Raw genomic sequence first — 13637 nt, 5'->3', positions numbered from 1 at the left:
AGTCCTGTGGAAGAAGGGTCTGGGGCAGGGGCTGGGAAATGTCCGCCGGTCAGGCCAGCCAGCGTTTTCTGCGCTTGTAGCTTTTCACGTCCTTGAAACTCTTGCGCTCGCCGCCGCCCACGCCCAGGTAGAACTCCTTGACGTCCTCGTTGCTGGCCAGGTCCGAGGCCGCGCCGTCCATGACGATGCGGCCGCTTTCCATGATGTAGCCGTAGTCCGAGTATTTGAGGGCCATGTTGGTGTTCTGCTCGGCCAGCAGGAAGGTGACCTTTTCCTTGCTGTTGAGGTCGCGGACGATGTTGAACACCTCCTCGACGATCTGCGGGGCCAGGCCCATCGAGGGTTCGTCCAGGAGCACCATGCGCGGATTGGCCATCAGCGCGCGGCCGATGGCGCACATCTGCTGCTCGCCGCCCGAGGTGTAGGCGGCCTGCGAGGTGCGGCGCGTCTTCAGGCGCGGAAAGTAGTTGTAGACCTTCTCGAGGTTGGCTGCTATCTCGCCCTTGTCAGTGCGCGTGTAGCTGCCGGTCATGAGGTTTTCCTCGATGGTCAGGTGGGCGAAGCAGTGCCGCCCCTCCATGACCTGGACCACGCCGCGCTGCACCAGCTCGGAGGGCGTGAGGCTTTCGATGCGCTCGCCCTCCAGCTCGATCGTGCCCTTGGTCACCTCGCCGCGCTCGCCCTTGAGCAGGTTGGAGATGGCGCGCAGCGTCGTGGTCTTGCCCGCGCCGTTGCCGCCCAGAATGGCCACGATGCTCTCGCGCGGCACCTGGAGCGAAACGCCCTTGAGCACCAGGATCACATGGTTGTAGATGACTTCGATGCCATTGACCACGAGCAGCGGATCGCTGGGGGCCGGGGCGGAGGTGGGTGCGGTGGTCATGGCGTCGTCCATGGGCGTTGATACGAAAGCGGAGTGCGGGGCCGCAACTCTCGAAGCATCTCTGCGCGGGGCATGCCCCAACTCAGGGACACCGAGGAAGGGCCGCCCCGCACCGAGGGTGTCGTCCCCCTCCCCCGCGAAGCGGGTAGAGAGGGGGAAGGCGCGCAAGCGCCTCAGGGGGTGCAAGTTCTAGCTTTTACGTTCTTTTCCTTGGCGTACTTGTCCGCGTACTCCTTGACCAGCGGTTCGACCATGGACTTGTCGGCCTGGTACCAGTCGGAGACCACCTTCCACTTGGCGCCATCCCACTGGGCGATGCGCGACCAGTCGGTGCCCAGGTGGTTGTCGCAGCTGGTCTTGACGGGGCGGATGATCTTGCCGAAGCCCAGCTCGTTGAGGCGCTCCTGCGTGAGGTTCAGGTTCTCCAGGCCCCAGCGCACCTGCTCGGAGGTCATGACCTTGCCCTTGCCGTATTTTTCCTGTGCCGTGCGGATGGCCTCCACCTGCAGCATGGAGATCACCATGCCGCGCGTATGGGCCATGGCGCCCAGTTCCTTGGCGTCGGTGGCCGTGCCCTGGCCCTTGTCGTAGACCATGGACTTGACCTCGTCGTGCACCTTGTCGTGCTCGGCCGTGTTGTGGATGGTCACGGTGTTGTAGCCCTTGGCGCCGGCGCCGATGTCCTTCACGTCATGGTCCGAGCCGGCCCACCAGATGGCGTACATCTTCTCGCGCGGGTAGCCGGTGGCCTGCGCCTCGCGCACGGCCGTGGGCGTCATCACGCCGGCCGACCACAGCAGCACGTAGTCGGGGCGCTGCTGGCGGATCTGCAGCCAGGTGGATTTCTGCTCCACGCCGGGCGCCGTCACGGGCAGCAGGGTCAGGTCGAAGCCTTCCTTGGCGGCGCGCTTTTGCAGCAGCGGAATGGGCTCCTTGCCATAGGGCGAGTCGTGGTAGACCAGGGCGATCTTCTTGCCCTTGAGGCTGCCCTTTTCCTTCTTGAGGATGTCCTGGATGATGGAATCGGCCGCCGTCCAGTAGTTGCCCAGCAGCGGGAAGTTCCACTCGAAGACCTTGCCGTCGGCCGACTGCGACAGGCCATAGCCCGTGGTGATGATGGGCATCTTGTCGCCGGGCGCCTTGTCCGTCACGGCGAACGTGATGCCGGTGGACTGCGGATCGAAACCGGCAGCGCCGCCGCCCTTGCCCTTCAGGCGCTCATAGCACTCCACGCCCTTGGCCGTGTCGTAGGCCGTCTCGCATTCCTCGTAGGCGATCTTCACGCCATTGATGCCGCCCTTGGCGTTGACCAGCTTGATGTAGTCCTGCTTGCCATCGGCCCATGGAATGCCCAGCGGCGCGAACTGGCCCGTGCGGTAGACCAGCAGCGGCACGAACTGGTCCTGGGCCTGTGCGGCAGGGGCGGCCACGAGAGCGCCGATTCCAGCAGCGACCGTGGCGGCGGCGATGGCGACTTTCTTGAACATCATGACGTTGTCTCCTAGTTGGCTGGGGAAGATTCCCCGGTTATCCGGCACTCTGTGGCGCCCTGTCTCGATCAGAATCAAACATTCCATGTTTCCTGGCGCCATCTGTGGAACTGGCGAGCCCCAGGTCAGGGACACCGAGGAAGGGCCGCCCCGCACCGAGGGTGTCGTCCCCCTCCCTCGCGTAGCGAGTAGAGAGGGGGAAGGCGCGAAGCGACTCAGGGGGTGTCATATCAATGCGGGAAGGGCCAGACGCGAAGCTTTTGCCTTGCCGTTGCCCACAGCTTCGCGAGTCCGTGCGGCTCCACGATCAGGAAGAACACGATCAGCGCACCGAAGATCATGTGCTCCAGGTAGGTCGCCGTGGCCGTGGACAGCGGCAGGCCCAGCCAGTGAGGCACCTGGGTGAGCAGCAGCGGCAGCAGCACGAAGAAGGCCGCGCCGAAGATGCTGCCGACCACCGAACCCAGGCCGCCGATGATGATCATGAACAGCAGCTGCAGCGAGCGGTCCAGGCTGAAGGCCGCAGGCTCCCAGGCACCCAGGTGTACGAAGCCCCACAGCGCGCCGGCCACGCCGACGATGAAGCTGCTCACGGCAAAGGCGCTGAGCTTGGCGTAGGTCGGGCGGATGCCGATCACGCTGGCGGCCACGTCCATGTCGCGCATGGCCATCCATTCGCGGCCGATGGCGCCCCGCACCAGGTTCTTGGCCGCCAGGCCCAGCAGGCACAGGATGCCCAGGCACAGCAGGTACTTTTCCATGGGCGTGTCGATCTTCCAGCCCATGATGGACAGCGGGCCTGCGCTCACCGAGCCCGAGGAGGAGTTGTTCGTCACCCAGGCGGCGCGGCTGGTCAGCCAGTCCACGAAGAACTGGGCGGCCAGCGTGGCCACGGCCAGGTACAGGCCGCGGATGCGCAGGCTGGGCAGGCCGAAGATCACGCCGAAGACCATGGCCAGCACGCCGCCGCCGATCAGGGCCACCAGCAGCGGCATGCCCTCGAAACGCACCTGCAGGTTGTAGGCCGCATAGGCGCCCACGGCCATGAAGGCGCCGGTGCCCAGAGAGATCTGGCCGCAGTAGCCGACCAGGATGTTCAGCCCCAGCGCCGCCAGCGACATGATCAGGAAGGGGATCAGCACGGCCTGGAAGGTGTAGTCGCTGACGCTGAAGGGAATCACCAGGAAGGCGACGGCCAGCAGCGCCACGATGGCCCAGCGGTCCTGGGCGACGCCGAAGATCTGCTGGTCGGATGCGTAGGTCGTCTTGAATTGACCGTTCTCACGATAAAACATGGTGCAAGTTCTCCGTATACGGTCTCAGACGCGGTCGATGATCTTGTCGCCGAACAGCCCCTGGGGCCGCACGAGCAGGAAGCACAGGGCCAGGCCGTAGGCGAACCAGGTCTCGATGCCGCCGCCGACCATGGGGCCCAGGTAGACCTCGGAGAGCTTCTCGCCCACGCCGATGATCAGGCCGCCGATGATGGCGCCGGGCAGCGAGGTCAGGCCGCCCAGGATCACCACGGGCAGGGCCTTCAGGGCCACCAGCGACAGCGAGTACTGCACGCCCAGCTTGGAGCCCCAGATGATGCCCACCACCAGGGCCACGCCGCCGGCCACCGACCAGACGATGACCCAGATGCGCGACAGCGGGATGCCGATGGACTGCGCCGCCTGGTGGTCGTCGGCCACGGCGCGCAGCGCGCGGCCGGTCTTGGTCTTCTGGAAGAACACGCTGAGCGCGGCCACCAGCAGCGCGGCGATGCAGGCCGCATACAGGTCTTCCTGGCTCAGCAGCACGCCGCCCTCGAACAGGCCGTCGAGGATGAACATGGGGTCCTTGGGCATGCCCACGTTGATGCTGTAGACGGCGCTGCCGAAGATCATCGGGCCCAGGCCGTCGAGCAGGTAGGCGATGCCCAGCGTGGCCATCAAGAGCGTGATGGGCTCCTGGTTGACCAGGTGGCGCAGCGCCAGCCGCTCGATCACCCAGGCCACGACCACCATGATGGCCAGCGACACGCAGATGGCCAGCAGGTTGGTGAACCAGCCCGGCTCCATGCCGATCCACTTCGGGATCCACTCGGAAAAGCGCGCCATGGCCAGGGCCGAGAACAGCACCATCGCGCCTTGGGCGAAGTTGAACACGCCCGAGGCCTTGAAGATCAGCACGAAGCCGATGGCGATCAGCGCGTACAGCGTGCCCACCATGAGGCCGCCGAACAAGGTTTCCAGAAAAAATCCCATGTCAGTCCCCTCAATGGCCTGTGCCAAGGTAAGCGCGGATCACGTCTTCGTTCTGGCGCACCTCGTCGGGTGCGCCGTCGCCGATCTTCTTGCCGTAGTCCAGCACCACGACGCGGTCGCTGATGTCCATGACCACGCCCATGTCGTGCTCGATCAGCACGATGGTGGAGCCGAACTCGTCGTTCACATCGAGGATGAAGCGGCACATGTCCTGCTTTTCCTCCACGTTCATGCCGGCCATGGGCTCGTCCAGCAGCAGCACCTGCGGCTGCATCGCCAGGGCGCGGCCCAGGTCCACGCGCTTTTGCAGACCGTAGGGCAGCTGGCCCACGGGGGTCTTGCGGTAGGCCTGGATCTCCAGGAAGTCGATGATGTGCTCGACGAACTCGCGGTGGCGGATCTCCTCGCGCTGGGCCGGGCCCAGGCGCAGGGCCTGCATCAGGATGCCGCTTTTGATCTGCAGGTTGCGGCCGGTCATGATGTTGTCGATCACGCTCATGCCCTTGAACAGCGCCAGGTTCTGGAACGTGCGCGCCACGCCCATCTCGGCCACCTGGCGGCTGTTCATGTGGCTGAAGGTCTTGCCCCGGAAGGTGATCGATCCCTCGGACGGGGTGTACACGCCGTTGATGCAGTTGAGCATCGAACTCTTGCCTGCGCCGTTGGGGCCGATGATGGAGCGGATCTCGTGCTCGCGCACATCGAACGAGATGTCCGTCAGCGCCTTCACCCCGCCGAAGCGCAGGCTGATGTTCTTGATGTCGAGGATGACATCGCCGATCTTCTTGTGGGTCATGTCAGCGGCTCCGGTCAGGCCCTGGCGGTGGCAGCCACCGAATGGGTTTTGGCATCGATGATGGACAGCGTGGCGCTGACGCTGCCGGTGCGGCCGTCCTCGAACTTGACCTGGGTCTCGATGAACTGCTCACGCTTGCCCGTGTACAGCGCATCGACCAGCACGCCGTACTTGTCGGCAATGAAGCCGCGGCGCACCTTGCGCGTGCGGGTCAGCTCGTCGTCGTCGGGGTCCAGCTCCTTGTGCAGCACCAGGAAGCGCGCCACCTGCGTGTCGGCCATGCCGGCTTCGGCGGCCAGGTCGGCGTTCACCTGGGCCACGCAGTCGGCCACCATCTCCAGCACCTTGGCCTTCGATGCCAGGTCCACATAGCCGCCGTAGGGCAGGCCCTGGCGCTCGGCCCAGTTGCCCACGGCCTCGTAGTCGATGTTGATGAAGGCGCAGACCTGGTCGCGACCGTGGCCGAAGCACACGGCCTCCTTGATCTGGGGGAAGAACTTGAGCTTGTTCTCGATGTAGTTGGGCGCGAACATGGCGCCCCGGCTGGTCTTGCCCACGTCCTTGGCGCGGTCGATGATGCGCAGCTGGCCGCTGGCGTCGATCACGCCGGCATCGCCCGTGTGGAACCAGCCGTCGGCATCCACCACCTCGGCCGTGGCGTCGGGGCGCTTGTAGTACTCCTTGAGCACGGACACGCCCTTGAGCAGCACCTCGCCGTTGTCGGCGATCTTCAGCTCGATGCCCGGTGCGGCCTGGCCCACGCTGCTCAGTTCCACCTGCCCGTCGCGCTGTATGCACACATAGGCGCAGGTCTCGGTCTGGCCGTAGAGCTGCTTGAGATTGATGCCGATGGAGCGGAAGAAGCGGAACAGCTCGGGCCCGATGGCCGCGCCCGCCGTATAGGCCACGCGGATGCGCGACAGGCCCATGGCATTGCGCAGCGGGCCGTAGATGCACAGGTCGCCCAGCGCGTACTTCAGGCGGTCCAGCGCGCCCACCTTCTTGCCGTCCAGGATGTCCGATCCCACGCGCCGCGCCACGGCCATGGCGCGGCCGTACATCCACTGCTTGAACGGCGCGGCATCCTCCATGCGGATGGACACCGAAGTCAGCATGCCCTCGAAGATGCGCGGCGGCGCGAAGTAGTAGCTGGGGCCGATCTCGCGCAGGTCGATGGACACGGTCGAGGCCGACTCCGGGCAGTTGATGGTGAAGCCCGCCACCAGCCACTGCGCGAAGGAAAATAGGTGGTCGCCCACCCAGGCCGGAGGCAGGTAGGAGATCACGTTGTCGCCAGGGCCCAGGCGGTCCACCTGCACACCGCCGCGTGCCGACTCGCCAAAGCTGCGGTGGGTCTGGCACACGCCCTTGGGCTTGCCCGTCGTGCCCGAGGTGTAGAGGATGACGGACACGTCGTCGGGCGACAGCGCCGCCAGCATGGCATCCCAGGCGCCCGGGTGGGCGGCCTCCCATTCCTTGCCCTTTTGCAGCAGCGCCTCGGTGCTGATCAGCCCCGGCTGGTCGTAGTGGCGCAGGCCGCGCGGGTCGTCATAGATGATGTGGCCCAGGCCGCGGACGCTCTCGCGCACCTCCAGCAGCTTGTCCACCTGCTCCTGGTTCTCGGCGAAGGCGAAGTCGATCTCGGCATCCTCGATGACGAAGCGCATCTCGGCCGCCACCGCGTCCTGGTACAGCGGGATCGGCACGGCGCCCAGCGCCTGCACGGCCAGGAAGCCCATGTAGACATGGGGCCGGTTGTCGCTGATGAAGGCCAGATTCTGGCCGCGTGCCAGGCCCAGCGCCGCCAGGCCGCAGGCCATGTGGCGCACGGTCTGCGCGGCCTCGCTCCAGCTCCAGGTCTGCCAGATGCCGTATTCCTTCTCGCGCAGCGCCGGTGCCTGTGGGCGCTGGGCAGCATGCTGGAGCAGCAGGTGCGGGAACGTGGTCGTCATTCCATGTCCTTGGTTGTTCGTGGATGGTGGCCGCGTGGTGCAAATGCCCAGGCTGAGACCCACCGGCTTGGACTGCATCGTAGGACTGGCTTTGACGCCGTGGTGTCTGTTTGACGACAATCTTCGGGAAACTCATCATCGGGAAAACGCGCCGTAACAAATGGTGCCAAAACGGTCTCATTGCCCGTTGGGGGGCTTGCGCTCCAGCCCGTTCGCAGCGGGTCGCCGTCCTTCTGGAAATCCCGCTCACGCCAGCCACTGGCCTCGGGCAATGCTTGGGTGGTTTTGTTGATTCATCCGCGCACCCTCGCCGCGACTCCATGAGCCAAGAACTGTCACTGCACCAGCGCCGCCGTGCGCCCCGACCCGAGGAACTCGATGGCATTCCCTGGCTGGCCCTGCTCCAGCCCGCCGAGCGCGAGCGCGCGCACAAGGCGCTGGTCGTCGGCGACGCACAGTCCGGCGACTACGTCTGCCGCACCGGCCGCGCACCCACCTACTGGTTCGGCGTGGTCGAAGGCCTGCTCAAGATGAACACCGATGGCGCCGATGGCGCCAGCATGACGCTGGCCGGCCTGCCTCCGGGCGGCTGGTTCGGCGAGGGCACGGCCGTCAAGCGCGAGCCCTACCGCTACAACGTGCAGGCCATCCGCAAAAGCGTGGTCGCCGGCCTGCCCATCGACACCTTCCACTGGCTGCTGGACCACTCCATCGGCTTCAACCGCTTCGTCATGAGCCAGCTCAACGAGCGCCTGGGCCAGTTCATCTCGGCCCGCGAAATCGACCGCCTCACCAACCCCGACCTGCGCGTGGCCCGCAGCCTGGCGGCGCTCTTTCACCCGCTGCTGTATCCCGGTGTCGGCGAGGTGCTGCGCATCACCCAGCAGGAGCTGGCCTACCTGGTGGGCCTGTCACGCCAGCGCGTCAACGAGGCGCTGTCCGTGCTGCAGCGCGAAAACGCCATCGTCGTGGAGTACGGCGGCCTGCGCGTGCTCGACCTGGAAGCGCTGCGCAGCGGGCTGTTTGCGACGGCGCGGCGGGCGGCCTGAGCATGCGCGGCGTCCGCTTTGGCGCCGTACCCATCGGCATGGACCAGTACCGATGCATGTCGCCATGAAATTTTGAAAAGTATTGAAAATCGTAGTAGAACTACGATTGGAAGGAAATATCAAAGTTGCCCGTGTTTGGAATAAGTGCTTGAATCGCAGCATGACTACGACCGGGGCAAGCAAATTAAACGCGCTCTACACGCAGCTGCCTGCGGGCACACCCATCACCTCGCAGGATCTGGCAGGGCTGGGCATCTCCGCAGACCTGGCTGTCCACTACGTGCGCGCGGGCTGGCTGAAGCGCCTGATGCGGGGGGTCTTCTGCCGGCCCAACGACAGTCTGGCCCTGCATCCGAGCCTGGGCGTGCTGCAGCGCCGCCTGGAGGGCCTGCATGTGGGGGGCAAGTCGGCGCTGGACTGGTACGGCATGCGCCAGTATGTGGCGCAGCAGCCGGTGCTGCAGCTGTATGGCTGGGCCGCCGGGCAGCTGCCGCCATGGTTCACCGAGCGTTTTCCCGCTGAATACCACCGCAAGAGGCTGTTCGACGAGCAACCCGGTGCCTTGCTGCATGTCGGGCCCTTCGAACAACGCAGCGGTGCCGCCCAGGTCTCGGCGCCGGAGCGTGCACTGCTGGAGCTTCTGAGCGATGTGGGCGTGCGCCAGCCGCTGCAGGAAGCCAGGGAGCTGGTGGAGAGCGCGTACAGCCTGCGCGCCGATGTGCTGCGTGAACTTCTGCAGCGCTGCACCAGCGTCAAGACCGTGCGCCTGTGCCTTCAACTCGGGCGCGAGGGGGCGCTGCCCTGGGTCGCCAGGCTGGAGACGGCCTCGCTGCCGACGGGAAGCGACAGGCCCTGGGTGTCCCGGTCGGCCGAGGGCCTGTTGGTGCTCAAGCCATGAACCAGACCTATCTCGATACCGCGCGCCTGTTGACACAGGTCGCGCCGCTGGTGTTTGTGGATGACACGTTCGCGCTGAAGGGCGGAACCGCGATCAACCTGTTCATGCGCGATATGCCGCGTCTGTCCGTTGATCTGGACCTGGTGTTTCCCGACCACAGGCCGTCGCGCGACGAGGCGCTGCAACGGATCAATGAGGCCATCCGGCAAGCGGCTATACGCCTGACGAAGCGGGGCTTCCAGACCCATGCGCCGGTGGCTGCAGCGGGCCAGACCAAGCTGCTGGTGCGCCGCGGTCCCGTGCAGGTCAAGATCGAAGTGAACTATGTCATGCGGGGCACGGTGCTGCCGGTACGGCGGGCATCGCTTACGCCCGCTGCGCGCGATGTGCTGATGGCCGACCTGGAGATTCCCGTGGTCTCGGCAGAGGACGTGTACGGCGGCAAGCTTGTGGCCGCCCTGGACCGGCAGCACCCGCGTGATCTGTTCGATGTGATGCAGCTGTTCGCGCACGGCGGCATCACTCCTGGCATCCGGCGCGCGTTCGTGGTCTATCTGGCCTGCAGCAACCGGCCGTTGCACGAAGTGCTGTTTCCTCCCTTGCGTGATGTCCGGCACGATTTCGAAAACAACTTCCGGGGCATGACGGCCGAGCCTGTGTCGCTGCAATCTCTGCTCGCAGCACGCGAGCGGTTGCTGCGGGAGCTCCAGCAAGGGCTGGATGCCAGTGAGCGGCGCTTTTTGCTGTCGCTGGCCGCAGGAGTCCCCGATTGGCCGGCGCTGGACATCGCCCATCTCGAACACCTGCCCGGCGTGCGATGGAAGGTGCAGAACCTGGCGCAGCTGCGCACGTCCCATCCCCGCAAGTTCGCCGAGCAGGCGGACCTGCTGGCCGCACGGCTGGCCATCTGACGCCAGCACTGCACATTTTCAGATCACGCCCTCGCGCCGCAGCCTCTCCTGCTGCTGCGCATCCAGCCCCAACTCCGCATAGATGCGTGCATTGTCCTGGCCGGTGGCCGGGCCGCTGCGGGGCGAAGGGGCCTGGCGGCCGGTGAAGCGTGGCACGGGCGCGGGGGCGGTGAGGGGGCCCAGGTCGGGGTCGGGCAGCGCGATGAAGCTGCCGCGTGCCGCGAAATGCGGGTCCTGCAGCACGTCCTGGGCCGAACAGACCTTGCTGAACGGAATGTCGTGCGCGGCCAGCGCGGCCATGGCCTGGGTGCAGTCCAGGCCTGCGCACCATTGCACGATCAGCGCATCCAGCGCCTGCAGGTGGCGGATGCGCGCGGCGTTGTCCGCAAAGCGCGGGTCGGCGGCCAGGTCGGCGCGGTCCATGGCCTGGCACAGGCGCGCGAAGATGGCATCGCCCGTGGCGACCACAGTGAGCCAGGCGCCGTCGCGCGTGCGGTAGACGTTGGAGGGCGCCGTGTAGCCCGCGCACGATCCCGTGCGGCTGCGTGCCTGTCCGCCCAGCTGGTACTCGGCCGCCAGCGGGTCCAGCAGGCGCAGCATGGCTTCGGTGGCCGACAGGTCGATCTCCAGGCCGCGCCGTTCGCCTGGAGGCTTTGCATTGCGCTCGGCCAGTGCGGCCGCGATGGAGAAGGCGCCGAACAGCCCGGCCACGGCATCGCCCAGCGGGTAGTTCATGTGCTGGGGCGGGCCGCCCGCCTCGCCCGTGAGGTGGGCGAAGCCGCTCATGGCCTCGAAGATGCGCGCAAAGCCCGGCCGGCGCGCATAGGGGCCGGTCTGGCCGAAGCCCGTCAGGCGCAGCACGATGAGGCGCGGGTTGCGGGCATGCAAGGTGGCCAGGTCCAGCCTCCAGCGGTCCAGCGTGCCGGTGCGGAAGTTCTCCACCAGTACGTCGAAATCCTCGATCAGCCGCAGGAACAGCGTGCGGCCCTCGGCCTTGCGCACGTCCAGCGAGATGCCCTGCTTGCCCCGGTTGGCGGTTTTCCAGAACACGGCGTGGCCGTCGTGCACGGGGGCCAGGCTGCGCAGCGTGTCGCCGCCGCCGGGCAGCTCCAGCTTGACGACGTCGGCGCCCAGGTCGCCGCACAGGGTGGCCGAGAAGGGGGCGGCCAGCACCGTGGCCATGTCGAGGATGCGCACACCCTCCAGCGGATAGCCTTGGCGCTGCATCAGTTGCCTTTCAGGTCCACGTTCTTCAGCACGGGCTCCCAGGCGCGGCGGTCTTCGGCCACGCGCTGGTGGAAGTCCGCCGCCTGCGTGGGCAGCGGCGTGGCGCCCAGGCGTGCCAGCTTGTCGCGTGTCTCGAGCAAGGCCATGGCCTTGGCCAGCGCCTGGTTGAGCGTGGCCACGATCTGCTGCGGCGTGCCCTTGGGCGCGGCCAGGCCCACCCACAGGCCGGTGTCCAGCCCGGCCACGCCCAGCTCGGCAAAGGTGGGAATGTCGGGCGCTGCGGGCGAGCGGCTCTTGCCGGTCTGCGCCAGGATGCGGATCTGCCCGCCCTGCATGTAGGGCAGGGTGCCGCCCAGGTTGTTGCACATCACCGGGATGTGGCCGGCCATGAGGTCGTTGACGGCCGGGGCGTTGCCCTTGTAGGGCAGGTGCTGCATCTTGGTGCCGAGCCGGTGGTTGACCATCTCGCAGACCAGGTGCGAGGGCGTGGCCGTGCCGGCCGAGCCGAAGGACAGCGTGCCGGGCCTGGCCTTGTCGGCCGCCACCAGTTCGGCCAGCGTGCGGTAGGGGGTCTTGGCGTTGACGGCGATGACGTTGGGCAGGTCCGCCACCAGGCCGATGTACTCGTAGTCGGTCAGCGGATTCCACTTGAGGTTGGCGTGCACATGGGGCAGGAAGACATTGCTCAGGCCTGCCATGAGCAGGGTGTAGCCGTCGGGCGCGGTGCGGGCCACGAGTTCCGAGCCGACCAGGCTGCCCGCGCCCGGCTTGTTCTCCACCACCACGGGCTGTCCCAGGGCCTTGCCCAGTTCCACCGACAGCGCTCGGGCCACGAGGTCGGTGCTGCCGCCTGCGGGAAAGGGAACGATCACGCGCACGGGCCGATCGGGAAAAGCCGCTTGGGCCGTCTGTGCCGCTTGGGCAGCCTGCGCGCAGGCACACAGCGCAGCCAGCAGGCCCAGGTTGGCCAGGTGCTTCGAGGTGAGGGAGCGTGTCATGGGGGCCTCCGGTGTCAGGCGCTCTCGCGCAGCATGAGCTTGGCGATGTTGAGCTGGTGGATCTGGCTGGTGCCTTCGTAGAGGCGGAACAGGCGCACGTCGCGGAAGTAGCGCTCGATGGGGCTGAAGTCGGCCACATAGCCCGCGCCGCCGAACATCTGCACGGCGCGGTCGGCCACGCGGCCGCACATCTCGGAGGCGAAGTACTTGCACATGGAGGCGGACAGCGCCACGTCCTCGCCCCGGTCGCGGGCGCGGGCGGCCTCCAGGATCATGGATTGCGCCGCGAAGATCTCGGTGCGGCTGTCGGCCAGCATGGCCTGCACCAGCTGGAAGTTCGCCACCGGCTGGCCGAACTGCTCGCGCTGGCGCACATGGGCCAGCGCCAGGTCCAGCATGCGGATCGCCGGCCCCGTGCACAGCGCGGCCAGGTGCAGGCGCTGCTTGTTGAGCACCTTCATCACGGTCTTGAAGCCCTGGCCCTCGCGCCCGCCGATGATCTGGTCCGCCGGCACGCGGCAGTCCTGGAAATGCACGTCCGACACGGGCGAGCCCGCCTGGCCCATCTTGCGATAGGGCCGGCCTGTCACCAGGCCCGGCGAGCGCTCCACGAAGAAGGCCGTCAGCCCCTCGCTGCCCGTGCTGCCTTCGCCGGTGCGGGCGATGACGGTGAACACATCGGCCAGCGGCGCATTGGTGATGAAGCGCTTGCTGCCGTTGAGCACATAGTGGTCGCCCTCGCGGCGCGCCGTTGTCTGGATGTTGCTTGCCTCCGAGCCCGCGTCCGGCTCGGTCAGCGCCAGGCAACCCGTGAGCTCGCCGCGCGCCATGCGCGGCAGCCAGCGCTGCTTTTGCGCCTCGGTGCCGTCGGCCACGAGGGCTTCGGAGCCAATGCCGGTGTTGGTGCCCACGCGGGCCCGCAGCGCCACCGAGGCCTGGGACAGCTCGAAGGCGCAGCGCACCAGCTCCTCGGTGCTCAGGCCCAGGCCGCCGTAGGCCTGGGGAATGCTCCAGCCGAAATAGCCCTTGTCGCGCAGTTCCTGGACCACGGCGGGCGGGATCTCGTCATCGCGCTCGATCTGCTCTTCGAGCGGATGCCAGCGGTGGCGCACGAAATGGCGGATGTCTGCAATCAACGCCTGCAGGCGGGCGTCGGCGGGTTGGGGGGTGGGGGCTTGGCTCAT

12 protein-coding genes are annotated in these 13637 nt (G+C 66.9%); 3 read left to right on the top strand and 9 right to left on the bottom strand.

Features of this window, described 5'->3' with window-relative positions:
• Positions 1 to 49 precede the first annotated feature (49 nt).
• From ACF8LI_RS01525 to ACF8LI_RS01500, 6 genes are all read right to left on the bottom strand, one after another.
• Entirely contained in the window at positions 50 to 883 is an 834-nt protein-coding gene (locus ACF8LI_RS01525; RefSeq protein ID WP_013804352.1) for an ABC transporter ATP-binding protein, read from the bottom strand.
• A gap of 173 nt (positions 884 to 1056) precedes the next feature.
• Entirely contained in the window at positions 1057 to 2373 is a 1317-nt protein-coding gene (locus ACF8LI_RS01520) for an ABC transporter substrate-binding protein (protein WP_012203086.1), read from the bottom strand.
• Between the two features lie 230 nt (positions 2374 to 2603).
• Positions 2604 to 3668, bottom strand: coding sequence for a branched-chain amino acid ABC transporter permease (locus ACF8LI_RS01515; RefSeq protein ID WP_016446595.1), 1065 nt, complete (start codon positions 3666 to 3668; stop codon positions 2604 to 2606).
• 24 nt (positions 3669 to 3692) lie between these two features.
• Complete coding sequence (locus ACF8LI_RS01510) at positions 3693 to 4622, bottom strand: branched-chain amino acid ABC transporter permease (RefSeq protein ID WP_016446594.1); 930 nt, start codon at positions 4620 to 4622, stop codon at positions 3693 to 3695.
• A gap of 10 nt (positions 4623 to 4632) precedes the next feature.
• Positions 4633 to 5418 (bottom strand): ABC transporter ATP-binding protein, encoded by a 786-nt coding sequence (locus ACF8LI_RS01505; RefSeq protein ID WP_012203089.1) that lies wholly within the window; start codon positions 5416 to 5418, stop codon positions 4633 to 4635.
• 14 nt (positions 5419 to 5432) lie between these two features.
• Positions 5433 to 7370 (bottom strand): long-chain fatty acid--CoA ligase, encoded by a 1938-nt coding sequence (locus ACF8LI_RS01500; RefSeq protein WP_017405426.1) that lies wholly within the window; start codon positions 7368 to 7370, stop codon positions 5433 to 5435.
• 320 nt (positions 7371 to 7690) lie between these two features.
• Between ACF8LI_RS01500 and ACF8LI_RS01495 the strand changes: the two genes are divergently transcribed.
• From ACF8LI_RS01495 to ACF8LI_RS01485, 3 genes are all read left to right on the top strand, one after another.
• Positions 7691 to 8419: a Crp/Fnr family transcriptional regulator gene (locus tag ACF8LI_RS01495; protein ID WP_016446592.1), complete on the top strand. Its 729-nt coding sequence runs from the start codon at positions 7691 to 7693 to the stop codon at positions 8417 to 8419.
• Between the two features lie 160 nt (positions 8420 to 8579).
• Complete coding sequence (locus tag ACF8LI_RS01490) at positions 8580 to 9317, top strand: type IV toxin-antitoxin system AbiEi family antitoxin (RefSeq protein WP_016446591.1); 738 nt, start codon at positions 8580 to 8582, stop codon at positions 9315 to 9317.
• Entirely contained in the window at positions 9314 to 10228 is a 915-nt protein-coding gene (locus tag ACF8LI_RS01485; RefSeq protein ID WP_392411810.1) for a nucleotidyl transferase AbiEii/AbiGii toxin family protein, read from the top strand. Before ACF8LI_RS01490 ends, ACF8LI_RS01485 begins: the two co-directional genes overlap by 4 nt.
• A gap of 18 nt (positions 10229 to 10246) precedes the next feature.
• On the opposite strand, the gene ACF8LI_RS01480 is transcribed toward ACF8LI_RS01485, so the two are convergent.
• From ACF8LI_RS01480 to ACF8LI_RS01470, 3 genes are read right to left on the bottom strand one after another with little or no spacing between them, the layout of a single operon-like run.
• A complete protein-coding gene (locus ACF8LI_RS01480) occupies positions 10247 to 11455 on the bottom strand; it encodes a CaiB/BaiF CoA transferase family protein (protein WP_392411808.1) in 1209 nt (402 codons plus the stop codon).
• Positions 11455 to 12453 (bottom strand): Bug family tripartite tricarboxylate transporter substrate binding protein, encoded by a 999-nt coding sequence (locus ACF8LI_RS01475; protein WP_392411806.1) that lies wholly within the window; start codon positions 12451 to 12453, stop codon positions 11455 to 11457. Before ACF8LI_RS01475 ends, ACF8LI_RS01480 begins: the two co-directional genes overlap by 1 nt.
• A gap of 14 nt (positions 12454 to 12467) precedes the next feature.
• Positions 12468 to 13637, bottom strand: a complete 1170-nt coding sequence (locus ACF8LI_RS01470) for an acyl-CoA dehydrogenase family protein (RefSeq protein WP_016451918.1) — start codon at positions 13635 to 13637, stop codon at positions 12468 to 12470.

Source organism: Delftia sp. WSY_12 (assembly GCF_043104645.1).
GTDB classification, from domain to species: Bacteria; Pseudomonadota; Gammaproteobacteria; order Burkholderiales; family Burkholderiaceae_C; genus Comamonas; species Comamonas tsuruhatensis.
The sequence above is the reverse complement of the archived record's forward strand: the minus strand, read 5'-3'. Positions and strand labels throughout refer to the sequence as shown.